This window comes from Algibacillus agarilyticus (assembly GCF_003286125.1).
Lineage (GTDB): Bacteria > Pseudomonadota > Gammaproteobacteria > Enterobacterales > Alteromonadaceae > Algibacillus > Algibacillus agarilyticus.
This window is the reverse complement of sequence record NZ_QMED01000003.1, coordinates 134,118-150,222: the sequence shown is the minus strand read 5'-3', so window position 1 is coordinate 150,222 and position 16,105 is coordinate 134,118. Positions and strand designations below refer to the sequence as shown.

The 16,105-nt window shown below is 40.1% G+C and carries 11 protein-coding genes and 1 pseudogene; 5 read left to right on the top strand and 7 right to left on the bottom strand.

What is annotated here, in order from left to right; all coding sequences use genetic code 11:
* The first annotated feature begins 157 nt into the window (after window positions 1-157).
* The 3 genes from DPX34_RS04065 to DPX34_RS04055 are packed head-to-tail and all read left to right on the top strand — an operon-like array spanning window position 158 to window position 2,967.
* On the top strand, window positions 158-1,123 hold the full coding sequence (locus DPX34_RS04065) for a sialic acid TRAP transporter substrate-binding protein SiaP (RefSeq protein ID WP_232824642.1): 966 nt from the start codon (window positions 158-160) through the stop codon (window positions 1,121-1,123).
* Window positions 1,098-1,667, top strand: a complete 570-nt coding sequence (locus DPX34_RS04060) for a TRAP transporter small permease (protein WP_111977140.1) — start codon at window positions 1,098-1,100, stop codon at window positions 1,665-1,667. Before DPX34_RS04065 ends, DPX34_RS04060 begins: the two co-directional genes overlap by 26 nt.
* Window positions 1,668-1,686: 19 nt before the next feature.
* On the top strand, window positions 1,687-2,967 hold the full coding sequence (locus tag DPX34_RS04055) for a TRAP transporter large permease (protein ID WP_111977139.1): 1,281 nt from the start codon (window positions 1,687-1,689) through the stop codon (window positions 2,965-2,967).
* A 103-nt stretch (window positions 2,968-3,070) separates the two neighbouring features.
* Here DPX34_RS04055 and DPX34_RS04050 read toward each other — a convergent pair whose 3' ends face one another.
* Complete coding sequence (locus DPX34_RS04050; RefSeq protein WP_232824641.1) at window positions 3,071-3,916, bottom strand: glycoside hydrolase family 11 protein; 846 nt, start codon at window positions 3,914-3,916, stop codon at window positions 3,071-3,073.
* 182 nt (window positions 3,917-4,098) lie between these two features.
* On the opposite strand from DPX34_RS04050, the pseudogene DPX34_RS22385 reads away from it, so the two are divergent.
* Together DPX34_RS22385 and DPX34_RS04035 are read left to right on the top strand one after the other, a co-directional pair.
* A pseudogene (locus DPX34_RS22385) lies at window positions 4,099-4,278 on the top strand (transposase); the annotation flags it as partial.
* A 722-nt stretch (window positions 4,279-5,000) separates the two neighbouring features.
* Window positions 5,001-5,534 (top strand): hypothetical protein, encoded by a 534-nt coding sequence (locus DPX34_RS04035; RefSeq protein WP_111977135.1) that lies wholly within the window; start codon window positions 5,001-5,003, stop codon window positions 5,532-5,534.
* 278 nt (window positions 5,535-5,812) lie between these two features.
* Here DPX34_RS04035 and DPX34_RS04030 read toward each other — a convergent pair whose 3' ends face one another.
* The 6 genes from DPX34_RS04030 to DPX34_RS04005 form a co-directional block, all read right to left on the bottom strand.
* Complete coding sequence (locus DPX34_RS04030) at window positions 5,813-6,082, bottom strand: Txe/YoeB family addiction module toxin (RefSeq protein ID WP_111977134.1); 270 nt, start codon at window positions 6,080-6,082, stop codon at window positions 5,813-5,815.
* Entirely contained in the window at window positions 6,063-6,335 is a 273-nt protein-coding gene (locus DPX34_RS04025) for a type II toxin-antitoxin system Phd/YefM family antitoxin (RefSeq protein WP_111977133.1), read from the bottom strand. The genes DPX34_RS04030 and DPX34_RS04025 overlap by 20 nt, the downstream gene beginning before the upstream one ends.
* 729 nt (window positions 6,336-7,064) lie before the next feature.
* On the bottom strand, window positions 7,065-8,903 hold the full coding sequence (locus DPX34_RS04020; RefSeq protein WP_198673625.1) for a c-type cytochrome: 1,839 nt from the start codon (window positions 8,901-8,903) through the stop codon (window positions 7,065-7,067).
* A 158-nt stretch (window positions 8,904-9,061) separates the two neighbouring features.
* Window positions 9,062-10,402 (bottom strand): cytochrome P450, encoded by a 1,341-nt coding sequence (locus DPX34_RS04015; RefSeq protein WP_111977132.1) that lies wholly within the window; start codon window positions 10,400-10,402, stop codon window positions 9,062-9,064.
* Between the two features lie 10 nt (window positions 10,403-10,412).
* A complete protein-coding gene (locus DPX34_RS04010; RefSeq protein ID WP_111977131.1) occupies window positions 10,413-12,536 on the bottom strand; it encodes a di-heme-cytochrome C peroxidase in 2,124 nt (707 codons plus the stop codon).
* A gap of 418 nt (window positions 12,537-12,954) precedes the next feature.
* Window positions 12,955-16,095, bottom strand: a complete 3,141-nt coding sequence (locus DPX34_RS04005) for a TonB-dependent receptor (protein WP_111977130.1) — start codon at window positions 16,093-16,095, stop codon at window positions 12,955-12,957.
* Window positions 16,096-16,105: the final 10 nt, after the last annotated feature.

Here is a 16,105-nt window from a genome sequence, read left to right as displayed (position 1 = left end):
CTATTTTTTATAATGCCAGTTGCTTTTAAAGTGTACAACATGTTTAAATGTTAACAATATATTAAATGTGTTTGTATAAAAAATGATTTTATTTTCTACTTACTTTTCAAAATGTTACAAATTAGCATTACTCAGCGTTCAAAGGTATCGCTGTTTTTTGTTAATCATTTTCTTTAATTTTGTGCTTAGTTCGGTGGGTTTTTCAGCCACACAAGATGTAAAAAGGCTAACTTGGGCGCATGTATACGAAACAAGTGAGCCTTTGCACATTTGGGCTGAATGGGCCGCTAAAGAAATAAATACACGCACTAACGGACGATATTACATTGATGTTTTTCCAACATCGATCATGGGTAAAGAAGCCGAGCTTAATCAAAGTTTAAGCCTTGGCACGGTCGATATTATTTATACCGGAACGAGCTTTGCTGGCCAAACTTACCCGCCTATGGCGTTATCAGAATTACCCTATGTGTTTCGAGATTATGAACATTGGCAAAAATTTACGGCTAGCCAATTGTTTGTTGAAATGATCGCAGGGTATAAAAAAGCGACTTTAGGTAATCAAATCGTCGGCAATAATTATTATGGTCAGCGTCATGTTACGTCTAGCAAGCCGATACAGACGCCGGCCGATATGCAAAATTTAAAATTGCGTGTACCCAATGCCTCTATCTATAAAATGTTTCCATTAGCGGTGGGCGCAAACCCAAGCCCAATTGCATTTTCAGAGGTGTATCTGGCTTTACAGCAAGGTGTAGTTGATGCACAAGAAAACCCATTACCCACGATCAAAGCAAAGAAATTTTATGAAGTTCAACCCTACATCAGTTTAACTGGGCATTTGCAAGGTTCAATTTTAAGTGTCCTGAGTGATCGCCTTTGGCATTCACTATCTGCACAAGATAAAAAACTATTTGCTGATGTTTTTAAAGAAGCTGCAATGGGCGTCTCTGCCGATACACGCAAATCAGAGCAAGCGCTCGCAAAGTGGTTTGAAGCACAAGGCGTAACCGTTTTAAAAGTAGACCGCCAATTGTTTAGACAACAAGTATTACCCAGCCATGAATCAATGAAACACACATTAGGAGTTGAGTTTTATGAACGATTACAAAACATTAAATGATCCTGAATCTCAGCAAGTTAGTGACTTTCATCACGAAGATGATGAGGTATTTAGTTACGCTAATTACCGAATTGAAGATTGGATCGCGCTTATTTTATTTTGGGCATTGGCCTTAACCGTATTTTCACAATTTGTCAGCCGCTATGTTTTTTCAGCACCGCTCGGCTGGACAGAAGAGGTGGCTCGTTATCAGTTAGTTTGTTTAGGCTTTATTGGTGGTTGCATGGGTATTAGAAACAACAGCCATATTTTTGTGTCGTTGTTTCATCAATGGATGCCTGAGCGTTTATCCGTCGTTATTTATAAAGTAATAGGGTGTTTTAATGTTGTGTTTATTGCCATGTTAGCTTATTCCGCATGGCAAATAATACCGCTGTTACACATTCATAAAATGGCCTCTATCTCGTTGCCAATCAGCGTTTTATACGGTGTTGTTTTTGCTAGTTTATTAATTATGTTGCTCAGAAGTAGTCAATTTTTAATTCAGCTTTTCAACCCATCTCATACAACAAATAATACACAAGCCCCCACAAGCTGTGACTAAGGTTAATTAGGTACAAAATATGGTTATTGCGACACTTTTTATTTCACTCATTATTATGATTATATTGGGCTTTCCGGTTGCTTTTGCATTAGCGGGGGCTTCTTTATTAGCTATTTTAGTTGATGGCCAAGTGCCAGAATTAGTTATTTTGCACCGAATGGTAGGCGGAATTGATAGTTTTCCGTTGCTGTCGATCCCCTTCTTTGTATTAGCCGGTGCCTTAATGAACTCGTCGGGTATAACAAGCAGAATATTCGATTTTGCCAATGCGATGGTTGGATGGATGCGGGGTGGCTTAGGTCATGTTAATGTGAGTGCTTCTATTATGTTTGCGGGTATGTCTGGGGCTGCGGTAGCCGATGCAGGCGGGCTAGGGGCTATCGAAGTTAAAGCAATGCGTAATAAGGGTTACGATGCGGGCTTTTCGGTTGGCTTGACTGCTGCGTCTTCTACTATTGGTCCTATTATTCCACCGAGTTTACCCATGATTATTTATGGTGTCATGGCTGGCGCCTCTATCGGACAATTATTTGCCGCAGGTTTTATACCGGGGTTGTTGATGGCAATTGCCTTAATGGTGATGGTGGCTTATTACGCAAAAAAACGTAATTACCCTAAAGATGCAGGCTTTTGCATGACGCGGTTAAATACAACATTTCAATCAGCCTTTTTATCACTAATGACACCTGTGATCATTATTGGTGGGATTTTATTTGGCATTTTTACGGCCACTGAAGCCGCTATTGCTGCAACCGCTTATGCTTTGTTTTTGGGTGCTGTGGTTTATCGCACATTGAATTGGCAAAAATTGGTAAAAGTCAGCATGGATACAATTGAAACCACAAGCATCATATTGCTTATTATTGCCGGTGCTTCAATATTTTCATGGGTTTTAACAAGCCAGCGCGTCACCGAAGATTTTACCACGTGGATGCTAACCATCACCGAGAGCAAAACGGCCATACTTTTGTTAATGACATTAATCTTATTTGTTGTTGGCTGCTTTATGGAAACAATTGCCGCAATTACCATATTAACACCGGTGTTATTACCGATCGCGGTTAGCCTTAACATCGACCCCGTGCATTTTGGGGTGGTTATGATCCTTAATTTAATGATTGGCTTATTAACACCGCCGGTCGGTATGGTGCTTTATGTGTTATCTAGGGTATCGAAAGTGCCATTTGAAGAATGTGCTAAGGCAACCATTCCCTTCTTGATCCCCTTGGTGGTTGTGTTATTGCTTGTCACGTTTATACCAGAACTATCAATGTGGTTACCAACGCTATTGTATCGATAGTATCGGTAACTACTTTAAGCAACCTTACATGCACAGCGATAAAAACTGACTTAATCTATCATTAAGTCAGTTTTTATTATTCAAGGCTAATTTTAACCGTATACTATTTTGGTGTTGCATTCCAAACACGACCCGATGCAGTACCATCGGCAGGTGGATTAAACACTTCTACCGCCATGACCTGATAAGTGGGATCATCACTTGCATCAAAATTGTTCATATTAGGTAAAACCCAACCTGAATCTGCCCAGGCTTTAACGTGATCTGCAAACACAATTTCAAGCTCAACCCCTAGCGGTTGCTGTTGGCTAGGTTTACTCCAATATTGGTAAAAAGTAGACGTGTTGTTGATTGACGGTTTTTCTTCTCTGATGGTTCGGTAGGTTGAATATTCAACGCCATTACTGACAAACTTTTTGCCAAACACCCCATTTTGGCTAGGCTCGTAAGCATCTGACCATCGTTGTAAAATATAATACTCGACCAGATGAGAAGGATCTGTTTTGGCCATGTTTTTATCGTAACCCCAACCGTATACCGTAATAAAATTAGCGCCACTGTCACTATCAAACCGATAGCCAATCACTCTATTTTCATCACCATAATGCCAGCCTGGGCCGCCCACATAATTATAACCGCCGCCTTGCCAATCAACATTAAAGGTGCCATTTGTTTGCATGTTTAAAGAGGCTGAACCTCCATCTTTCCAATGTGTGAAAAAATACTCACCAATGTGCCCCGTGGCATGGTTCTGTGTCAGGGTGGTTGTATTGGTAAATTTTTGTGTGTATGCCTTAAATTTTTTAATCGTCAAAGCTGGTGTTTGCTCAACCTTTACCGTGGTTGGTTGTGTCGTTTTTTCTGCGGTAGAACAACCAACAACACTCAAAAAAGTTAGTAAGCCGATGGTGTTTTTTAAAAAATGAGTCTGGCACATATAATTTTTCAAAACGTTTACCTCTCTGGTTATATAAAGATGGCGATATAAAGCTTCGGGTATACATCTTCCAATATTGTTAGTGAGAGATGTAATGTTATTGTCAATAAGACTATTATATTGCCACGTGAGTTTGTTTTGGTCAATTGCTGTTGTTAATTATTGGGTAGTTTGAATAACCCGAAACGGTTTTACGTTACTTAGGCCGTTACACCCGTAAAGATGTATTTCAAGAAAAACGACTGCAAAGTATAATCGATGAAGAGGTGAGCTTTCGTTATCGAGCCGATAAAATAGGGGTTATGCTGCCGATTGGGTTAATGAAGTCTGACGGTTTGCAGGTTGCTTTAGTGCCACTGGTACTCACTCACTGACGAAAATGCATGAGTTTGATATTGGTAATCTGAGAACTGCGGATTTGAATCAAGACGTAGCTAAACCGACTCGGCTTGATAACCGTAATAGGGTCTATAAAGATGAAAACGTGATGTACACAGCACAGAAAAAAGACGAAAATAACATAATAAATACGAATGACTCGCTATTAATTACGGGTTTAATATTGAAGCCAGCTTCCTTTAAAAAGCAATTTCCTATAGCATTAAGCATACCAATTTAAAGTTGGGCGAAGGCATCAGCTTCGTTCAACAAGGCATTATGCGATCACACACTACGTGACGCATGAATGCTAAACGTTAGGTGTATTTTGTTAAAGGGTTTGGTTTTATTGTTTGATTCTCGTTTTGTGCTTCAATCACGCATTCTTCAACGTAAATCACTTTAGTATTTATCGCACGTATATTTTTGTTTCGCGGTGTTGCGTGAAATTGAACAGTGCATTTAATTTGTCGTTTAGCACAATAATTTCTCAGTTTTCAAACAAAAAGTTGTGCAAGGCTTTGCCAATTGCTTTATGTTGGTTTGGTGAGTTTAGGTGGCATAGATTCTAATCAGTTCATCCACCTAACAAAAAATTAAACTAGGACAAAATACAGTTGGCTGTTTTTCGTACCTCAAACATTTTAGCCAACTGTTTTTTGCCTGTTAATATGGGCGTTAGCATTAATTTATAATCTTTATAGTAAGGATACAAAAAATGAAATATTTACTTATAGCTCTTTTGTCAGTATTTACTTTTCCTACCCTAGCAGAAGGTGTTGCTGAGTGGGAATTAAGTTTTGGTTTAGGTGTTGAGCAATATCGAGAAACTTATATTGATTCAGCAAGCCTTCGTGGTGATGAACGAATAGTTGTTACCGAAAAAACATTTGATACACGTCCGAGTGCATGGTTAACCATGAATTGGAACCTTTGGGGGATTGGAACTAATACTAAGACTGATTCAGATGGTAATGATATATCTGATACTAAGTTTGGTTTTTTTGCAGGTGTAAAATTAATAGATGGAAATTCGTCTGCCTTTTCTTCTTTTGCATTGGGTCCGCAAGTTTCATTCTTAACTCAAAGTAAAAAAACAATCAGCGTTGGTCTCGGGTGGGTAACTCATGGTACGAGAACTTATGCGAATGGAATTAATCCAGGGGTACCTTTACCTGAGCAATATGATGATATTGTTTACGAAGAAGGCACTGAAAATAGTTACATGCTTATGATGTCTGTAGGCTTTTAATGCTAACAAGCCATTCAAGCGGGAAAATTTACAATTGGCTTTTCTCGCTTCGCTCGTAATTTTAGCCAACTATAAATTCCCCCTTAATGGGGCGTTGAGGCTGTATAAATACTATAAGATCATCGAGGACAGCCTTTCTAAGGAAAGATAAATTTAACTGATTTTGGCTAAATTGTGTTTGATAAATGAGTGAGTTGATCGCGTTATTTATTAGGATTTATCGATGGCTGTCCTGCATGAGATGTGAGATGTGAGATGTGTTGAGGCGTTATATTTTTTTAATGATCGTCGTAATGTCCACCAATGGCGAAAATATAAATATATTCATCATCAAATTTATATACCAATCGATCTTTCTGGGAAATTCGCTTAGACCAAAGCCCAGATAGGTTGTGTTTCAAAGGCTCTGGCTTTCCTAGACCTGTACTAGGATCAGCACGTAGCATTTCCTTTAGTATTTTGCACAAAGCTTTATGTAGTTTTTTATCTTTTTCTCTTAATTGCTCATAGATGAGCCAAGTTTTACCTTCAAAGATTAGTGATCTCATCTAATTGCTCTTGTGTTGGTTTATAACCTTTGTTTGTCGTGTGCGTTTTCATAGAGTCTGCAATTTGTTGCATCAAGCTATTACTTTGTAATATATGTAATGTTTCTTGCTCTCGCTCCCAATCATCAGCACTCATCACAACAAAGTCGTCACCAGCACGCCTTGTAACCTTTAATGGTTCATGCTCGCTAACAGTTTGTTCAATATACGATTTTAAGTTATCTCTAAACTGGTTTACGCTAATGCTATTCATAGTTAATTCGCTTTTGTGTACGGTAATGTCGTACATTGTAGTATAAAAAATATAACAAGCCAATTCAAAGGTCAAAAACAGCTGGCTTTTGCTCCTCCGTCCTCCATCGCTAATTTTAGCCAACCATTTTATGGCCGCTTAGCAAAGCGTTGAGGGTGTAGAATTACTCAAAATGATAATTTTTGTGGTTATTTGTATGTGCCACACCCCAACAACTCATCGGGAAAGCTCATCGAGGACAGTCTTTCTAAGGATCGGTCTTTCTAAGGATCGTTCTAAGGATCGTTAATCATGTTTGAACCCCTCTATTTATTTCCCGATACTTTAAGGTGTTGGGGAGGTGGAGTCCAAACATTGCTCTCGCGCCTTATCTGCATCCATGCAGGCAAGCTTCGAGACCCCATGAGCATATGCTCTACTATGTGATTGGGGCCGCCTAAATGGATTTAGGTGTTAGAACGACGCAGGAGCCAAAGTCGAGAGTAAGCGCTGACAATGAACCATAAAACCTGAGCGAGAAGACTATAGACCCGCGTTCGGTAAACGATTAAAAATAATTGTATCAACTTGAGCTATCGTGAATTGATTATTTTCTTAAATAATCAATCGGCTTTAATGTTGTCACCACAAACTGAAATTGTCGATTTTGTTTAAAGTAGCGTCAATTTCAGTTTGTGTCTTTTTATTTTTGACCTTTTATTTATGTCTTTTTAGGTGTCTATTTCATTTTTATAATGTTTTTAAATACTCAATTAACGCCCATGCATTTTGCTTATCTTGACTCCAATCTAATTTAAACGTTTTGCCGTTAAGTGTGATGTCTTTGTCGTGGCCCTGATTACTAATCGAGGGGGATGACGCGGTATCAAACAGGTAACCTTCGGTTTTATCCCAATCGGTTTGTTGCCACTTAAAGCCTATGTATTTTTGATCGTATTCTAATCGACTTTTTACAAACACCGTTGGGCGCGCTTCAGGTACTAATAAATGGTACAAGGTGGGTACAGAACCATTGTGTAAATACGGCGCTTGAGCCCAAATGCCAGGCAAGGGCAGTGCGTTGTAACCTTGATGCTGCCAAGGTGGAAGCATCGCTTGTATGCTTTGTCCTTTTAACGATACACCGCGGTAAGTGGCACAAGGCTGAACTTGTTGACCAGAAAGCGTTACGGTGGTGGTGGGTGAGCAATCGTTATCGCTAGTAAAACCTGATTGAGCCGCAACGGTTATCAGTGTGCCTGCTACATTGGCTCGGCCCATATCGGTGCCTAACTCTTGGTATACACGGCCATTATTGGGTTGGTGACAATCAGCACAATTTTCTGCAAATAGGGCTTGGCCTTTTTTTGCTAATTTAATATCAACATCGAATGGGTAAATCGGTGGCGGTAAAAAACGCAATAATTTTTCAGCGTGTGCAGAAACGCTCACATCAATATTATCAAAGCCTAATGTGACTTGGGCGGCAATATTTTTATAAATGGGTAAAGGGATATGACCTGTCCATTGTCCGCCACCGTCGATCAAGCGAGTACCGTCTTCATTCCAACGTGGATCATGCGAATCTTGATCCCACACAACCATAATATCGGTTATGCCATGCGCACCGGGTAACGCCAAGGGTGCAAACAACGATGTTAAGGGTTTATCTTTAAAGCTTTGATAAGCACTGGCGGCATTAAAACCTATTGCATCTTCCATTCCGGCAAAACCGGCCGCAATGCGCTCGCTAATATTAGGGTAAAATTTATTCGCAATGGTCAACCAACCATCGTAAACCCGCTCTTGGTGATTTATAAAATCGATGATGGTTTGTTCCGCGTTTTGTTTAAATAACGCGATTTGTTTGGCTTCGTATGTTGCCGTGAATTGACGATTTTTATATTGGTAGTTGTTATAAAAATAAGTTGGGTTTGTTTTTTCTACTTCATTTAGTGCGTTTAAAAAAGCCTTAATCACGCGCTCATTTTTTTTATTTCGGTCGGTTTCGTTGGCATAGATTTTATTAAGGGTTTGGACAATACGTTGACGATAACCCACTACGTTAAATTCTTGATTAACCCCGCCATCTAAATATTGATATTCGCCATTTTCTAAACGTAAACGCCCGATGTGGCAGCCACCGCAGGTAAAAGAGGCAAAATCAATACTCGCATTTAAATCTTGACGCACTAACCCCGTAAAACCAATACCACGAGGGAAAGGGTAGCCGACTAAACGTTCATCATTGAATAGCCCCATAACGGATAAAAAATTGTCTTCGTTGCCCCAAAATTCGGGAGCCACTTTGGGTAATAGTTTCAATACAATTAACGGTATACCGTGTGTTTGACTCACTGGAAAATTGGCAAAGTGATCAAAATTTTCTTGGTGTTGTAATAAATGCGCTGCAATGTCTGATTCTCTTTTTGCTGTTGCTTTAGCCCAATCATCTGGAACCGCTTTTACAAAAGCGGGCCCCTCGGGCGCTTTAAGTTGACTTGCAAACAAACCACTGACTTTGGCATAAACGATAAATAATATAATGGGGATTGCGATAGCAACGCCTTTTAAAATGTGTTTTAACATGATGGATCCTAGAACGAGTCATGTTGCCGCCCTTTATTTATATTTTAGGGGGGTGACAACGTTATGTTGATGAGTTTATACCTGTCGATAACGGCATTTTGGAGGCCGCTATCGACTTTTTCTATTCGACATTTTCATTCGAATTTTTATTAGTCGCGTTATTGATTGGCAGAATAAGCGAGTTCATATGATTCAGGGAATGGCCCTTTTTTGTAGTCCATCGGGGCTGTGGCTTCTAAGTTATCTAACTTAAGCACTTGGCGTACCATTTCAGGGATCATCACCATGCCAATGTATTTTCCTAAACAATCATGCGAAGCAAAACCATAATTAAAGTGGTGGTACCAATTGCGTTCAGCATTAAAGTTATCGGGGTCGTCATAGGCGTAAGGGTCAAACATGGCAGACTGCGTTAGCGTTAATACATTAGTGCCTGCTTTTATCGTCGTTTCGTGTGCGGTGCCTTTAGCAACCGTATAATCTTGTGATGCTTGCCGAAACATATACGGACTGATCGGCACAAATCGCAACGCTTCCCAAACCATGCCATCAATTTTAGCAGTGTCAGTGTCGCGAGATGCCGCTTTAGCTTGCGTTAATAATTCGGGGCGTTGAATCAAATATTCGATAACTTGCGATACCGCTTGCGAGGTGGTTTCAACGGCACCAATAAGCAAGCCACCGGCATTTACGCCGATACGGGTTAGCGGAAAATCAACATGATCAGAAAATGAACTGCGCAACATTCGCTTTACGATGTCATCTTTTAGCATGAATGGTTCTTTTTTAAACAAGGTGCGTAAAAGGTTAATGCCGGTAATGGCTTGACCCAATATACGATCTTTGATTTTAACGGTGAGTAATTTACGTACCATTAATACTTTCATGTAATCAACAAGCTCTGTTGAGCATTCTGCATGGTTTTTAATGATATCGTCGTAAAGTGCTTTCGAGTTTAAATCAAAAGGCTGATTATGAAAGGTATTATATTGATTCCAATAAGACCACTTAAGCAGCTTTTTGCGGTCGATACCGTCTAAACCAAAGTAGTCTTGCACTAAAATAGCGGGCACCATTCGTGTGTAGTTATTCACAATTTCGATATGCCCGCCAGCATCGGCTAAAATTTTTGCGCTGGCCTTTGCGATTAACTCACGCACACCGGGCAAATCATCGCGGTTGAGCATGCCTTGCATCAATGATTTTTCACGGTAATGCAGCGCGTCATCGTCGTGTGCCATTAAATAACCCGGATCCGTATGGGTTACGCCCATTTTAGGCTTATACAAATCAACCGTAAAAATTTTAGGCATTTGTAAGGTGTCGCGTATATCGGTAAATAATGCAATTAATGTGCATTCGGGCGTAACTAAAATAGGCCGTTCTTCTCTAAGCTGTTTGAAAAAAGGTAATGGTTCGGTTTTCATCCACTTTTGCACTAAAGGGTATTTTTCTTCTGTGGGAGCTGCATCATAAAGTGCTAAATACTGAGTTGTCATGGTTAAGCTCCTAAAGTGTTTTAATAAATTCGATGAGATCTAAACGTTCGTCACGGGTGAGGGCGCGTGGTTTAGAGCCGTCGTTTTGTGGTGTGATACCGGCTGCATATTCATGTCCCGCATTCGTATCGCCTAAGCGAGATGTTAAAAACGGCGTGCCGTTATAACCTTGAGCTTTAAAACCGACTTTAATTGGATCAAATTCTCGACTTCCTACAACAAATGAATCTGGGCGGTATTCGCCTGTTTCAGGATCACCCGGTCGCTTTTGGGGTAAAAGTAAATCATATAAGCTTGGCACTGAACCATTATGTAAATATGGGGCTGTTGCCCAAATACCGTTTAACGCCCGGCCTTTATAAGCTAATAATGAGTTGTAGGGGGCAGAGGTGGTATCTGCGCGGTAGTTACCATTTTTGATGGTACTTGGCATGTCGTTTTGGAAAAAAGATGCGCCAATAACATATAACCGATCTAACCAACGACGAATAAAGGGTTTATCGGCATCGGGTGTGGCGATCACGCCTTTAGTTGCCGAGGTTAAAATTTGCACAACAGGGGCATCTTCTTTTATAAACACATCACCCACGCCTGAAATATTTTGAGTTGTATGTGTAAAGTTGCCTGATTTTCCGGTGGCGTTAACGCCATTGAGTGCAGCTGCGGGGTCTGTTTTTATAATATTGATGTCGGTCATATTAGCGATGATAACGCGATCAAAATTACTCGGGTCTACGATCTCATGACAAGATTGACAATATTGCGCATAAATAAGCTCGCCACGTTCGGCTTTGTCTCTATCAATTTTACCGAGTATCGCTTCAGGCCATTTAGGTGATTGTAACTTTTTAAGGTGAGACTCTAAACGATGTAAGTTAGTTAAATCGATTGATGAGGTAAAATCGACTATTTCGTTTTTCTTTTCTTGATCGGTTAATTTGGCCGCTAAATCAAAACCGCTTGGTTTGTGCGATGTCCAATCTAAAATACCAAATACACCGATGACTTCACCAGTATTCCGACCGAGTGGGCCCACGCCCGCATTGTTTGCTAAGCCATTCCACTGCACATAATCTGATTGACCAACATCCCATAAAAACGGGTAACTAACCGGGGCGTTTGGCTCATTAAATATAGAATCACGTACACGCAGCAAATCGCGTTGATTTAAACCGGGCATGCCTGGGGCTTTAGAGGCTAATCGCTCTAATATGGTGGCAAATTGTTTATCAACAATAATATTCTCGTTAACCCCCGCGAGTACATTCGAAATTTGAGCATGCGTTAATACTCGGCGTCCACCCGGTGCAGTGACCAGCGCCATGGCAGTGGCGAGTTGTTTTTTATTGATCATGTGTTGCAATACACGGTTATAAATACGGCCAAACGCATCTAATCGAGCATAACCATACTTTACGTGACTGTGGTTTACCGTGTTATATAAACTCACGGTTTTAGCGGCGGCGAGTAAACTTTCAATGACTTGGTCTTCGGTATCGTAATTGTTGTTGAGTTTGATTACGTTATCGATAAAACGCTGTTTTTTAGCATTATTGTTTAATGTCGCTTGTAAAGATTTTTCGAGTTCTGTTAAAAAACCAACCATATCAGCCATCGCTGGGCCGCCGTCTATCCGGATGGCCTTACCTTGATAATTAACTTGGCTAGTATGGCAAGCCGCGCAGGTATAACCCACATAATCATGTCCTTTATAAGTGTCTTTTACAAAGCCAACCGGTAAAGCATCAGGGTTAAAAAAGGTTTTCTTTTGCGGTAAATAGCGAAATTTGTCCATGTTGGTATTAGAGCGCAATAATTCAGTTGAATTTGCATCTTCTAAAACAATGAACAAGTCGTAGGGTAATAAAGCCGAGCCTTGCGTGGTGTTATAAAACCATAAGCTTTCAGCCGGAGACCAACCTTGGTCTAGGTATACAGGGGTTGCGTAATTTTCACCAAATGCCCCATTTTTTATGGCGATAGCACCACGATCTTTATCGTCATCCCAATTTTGGTAAACCTTGCCGATAATCAGCGCAATAATCATTGAGCCTATAATTAAACCGAGAACGAGCCATTTGTATTTAAAAAGGTTGAACAAAGCACCCAGTAACTTTTGAAATAAAGTCGCCATCATGATTTCCTTTTGTATATTATTATTTGTATAAGTTATTGTTTATGCGCTTTAAAAACACCGTTTGTTGTGTTTTAAATTGCGAACGCGTTGCTAAATTTGCGTGTTGAATTTTTAACGTTTATTAATTGGGGATTAAAATACGCTGTTTAACGCAAAAAAACCACTGCATAAATGTGTTAATTTTTTGACGGGTTAATTATTAATAACAAAAACGCAGACATCGGATGACTAGAACAGAAAGTGGATTAAATTTGTACACTCGTTGACGCAGAGATTATTGTCTGGCCAGGTAACGTTTTGGTATCAAATTAAATAATTCGGTGCGTTAGATAGGCTTATATATAATAAAAAAACCCCAGCTAGCGAGCTGAGGTTTTGGTTAGGTTGCGTGTTTTAAACGGTGATAATATAAAAACTACAGTTTAACTTGTACACCTAATGTAACACGGCGTTCATTGTAAAAACGTTTTTCAATCATGTCTTCCCATTGGTAATACTGATCTTGGCTTTCTTCTGTCAAGTTAGTACCTTGCAATGAAAGGGTTACATTTTCGGTTACATCATAATTAACTGAAGCATCAATGTAGTTTGTCGGTGCTTGATATTTAGCTAAATCATATGCGCCAATTGTGCGAATGCCTCGGAATTTTTCACTACGATAATTATGAGCAATACGCGCTTGAATACCGTCTTTTTCGTACCATAATGCAAAGTTTGATTGAAACTCTGAATTATCACTAAGTGGTGTATCTTCGCCATAATAATCAACTTGACCACTGGTGCTTGGTGAGTAAGTCATATTAGTTGCAATACCAAAACCATCTAACCCGATAACGTCGAGCTCCGTTTGCAAGCCTAATTCAAAGCCTTTAATCGAGCCGCCTTCACCATTGCCAATAGATTTTATTGGCGTTAAGCCAGAGGCTCTAAAATCACTAATTGATGCATCATAGCCCCTTACCACACCATCACTATCGGCAATTGATTCCATCGTTGTTGATGAAGTGGTGAAGCTTTCAATATCCATGTAGAACAACCCTACATTAAGCAAACCTGTATCACTGAAATACCATTCGTACGACACATCAATATTAGTTGAGCGCCATGGTTTTAATTCAGGGTTACCTTTTTTAGTGCCTTCTACGGCACAAAATACATCTGCATTATTTGCATCTTTTACATCACATGCCAAGATGCGGGTAACCGATAAACCGCCTGCTAAGTTGTCTGAATCATGCGTAGTTAGGGTTTTATTCGCCGCAAAGCGTAATTTTTGCTCATCACTGAGTTCAAATGCAATGTTTAACGCCGGTAATAAATCATTGTAGCTATTATTAACAAGTTGTGTGCTTTCTGCTGGTGGTTGCAAGCCTAAATTGCCGGGTATTTGATAATCAACCCCATTAAATTCAACCGTTGTGCCAATTTCTTCTGGGGTGCTAGGTACAACTGAAAGCACATTACTTTGCAAAATATCAAAATCGGTTTTGATATAACGTAAGCCAACGTTACCGGTAAAAGGCAAGCCTATTTCACCTTCAAAGTTTGCTTGGAAGTATAGAGTCGAGGTTTTTTCTTCTAACTCATATGAGTTAGCACCGTCTTGCAGTAATACATGTGGGCCATATACATCATTATGCCAAGCAATCGGATCTTGCATTGCTTTGGGATTAACAAAATACAAACTACCTAAACCACTTGAACCTTGAAAATCATCAATTTGTGTAATGTTGTTACTGTTTTGCTCAGCTAATTCAACAAATGATAATGGTTTGACATACGACTCACCCGTTAATGGGGCTGTTGTATTCGGATCTTGCCAGCGTGCTAAAAATGCATCGCCGTATTGATTTGTACGAGCTAGGCCGCCCATCCAGCTATTCTGTGTGACTTTGCGGTTACCTAAACGTGCACCAAAATCAACCGATGTGATCATGTCGTGATCAAGGGCATAATTCATGTCTAATCGCAGCACATCTAATTCACCATGTTGTGATTTACCAGATAGATTAGTTGAAGTTGCTGCATAACGATTAATATTAGAACCGAAAACTTCAGTGGTTCCATCAACCGTCATGGTGGGTAAAGACCAAGCTAAATTATCACTGGTATATTTTATACCGAGTGGAATTTGTGTGTGCCCATCTTCGGTAATGGTTGTGCCATCAGGGGTGAATGGGTCTTGACCGGCATAACCCCAAGGGTTCGACCAACTAATAAATTCGCCTCCCACACCTTTATAACTGGCGCCAGCTTGCGAGCCATCATTAATATATGAATCGGCAACACTAATATCTTGCGTGTTATTGGCTTCGCCATGAACCCAACGAATTTTAGCGGTAAAATTGTCGCCATTATCATAAGCAAGTTCTAAATTAGTATTAAGCGCTTCTTTTTCAATTGCATGTGTTTCACTGTGAACCATGTTACGGCGAGATTGCAACGTACCTTCGCTAAATGAATAATAACCGCCCGCGACCGGTTGGTATTCAGTTCGTTCAACGCCGTCTTCACCGACAACAGGCACCTTTTGAATGTGCTCATGTTCTGTTATTCCGCCTTCAGCAGGGGTAAACCAACCCGCGTTTTTCCATGAGTTACTGGCAATAAAGCTGGCAACATACTTATATTCATCTAAGTTAGTGTAAAACACATCAGCTGTTAATTGTAATTGCTCGCTTATTTGGAACTGTAATGAGCCATTAATACCCGTACGTTCACGTTCAATAAATTGATTAGCAGATTGATGCCCTTGAAAAGCATAAATGATGTCATTGGCATCATTGTCACCGGTTACATCAAGATTAGGTTGCACAAATGCACCTTCTTCAGAGGCGTTAAACCCCCAGTCATCACCTGTTGAACCGGTCATGTAATCTGCTAAATTTACATTTGCATGTGATACGTTTAACGTAGCTCCAAATCGATTATCGTTGTTGTAACCAATAAAAGCCGACATCGATTTATCGGTTTCTGAACCCATTGAACCTTTTGTGCCTTCAACTTTACCTAATAGGGTTAGACCTTCATCTAGCTTAAATGGACGCTGGGTTATAAGGTCAATTGTGCCCGATAAGCCCGCAACTAAATTGGTTGCTTGGGCTGATTTAGCTACATCGATGCCCGACACCATTGTTGATGGAATATCAGCAAAATTAGGCTGCACTGTGGTGATAGAGCCTGCTGATAGCATTTGCTCACCGTTTAAGGTTTGACCAACTTGTGAAACACCACGAATATTAACATTAGCGCCTTCACCACCAGAACGACTGATTTGAATACCGGTAATACGTTGTAATGAATCGGCGATAGTCGCATCGGGTAATTTACCAATATCGGTTGCGGTAATTGAATCGACTACGTTACCCGCGAAGCGTTTGTTGTTCATTGATGCAACCATTGACCCGCGAATACCGCGAACTTGAATCACTTCTACGTCATCTTCTTGTGCTAGTTCCGCTTCTGCAGAATAGGCCATGTAGCTTGGTGCGGTAAGACAAGTTAAAATACTAGCTGCTAATAAGTTTTTATTAAATTTTTTGTGTTGAAAAGCCATGATGCTTCCT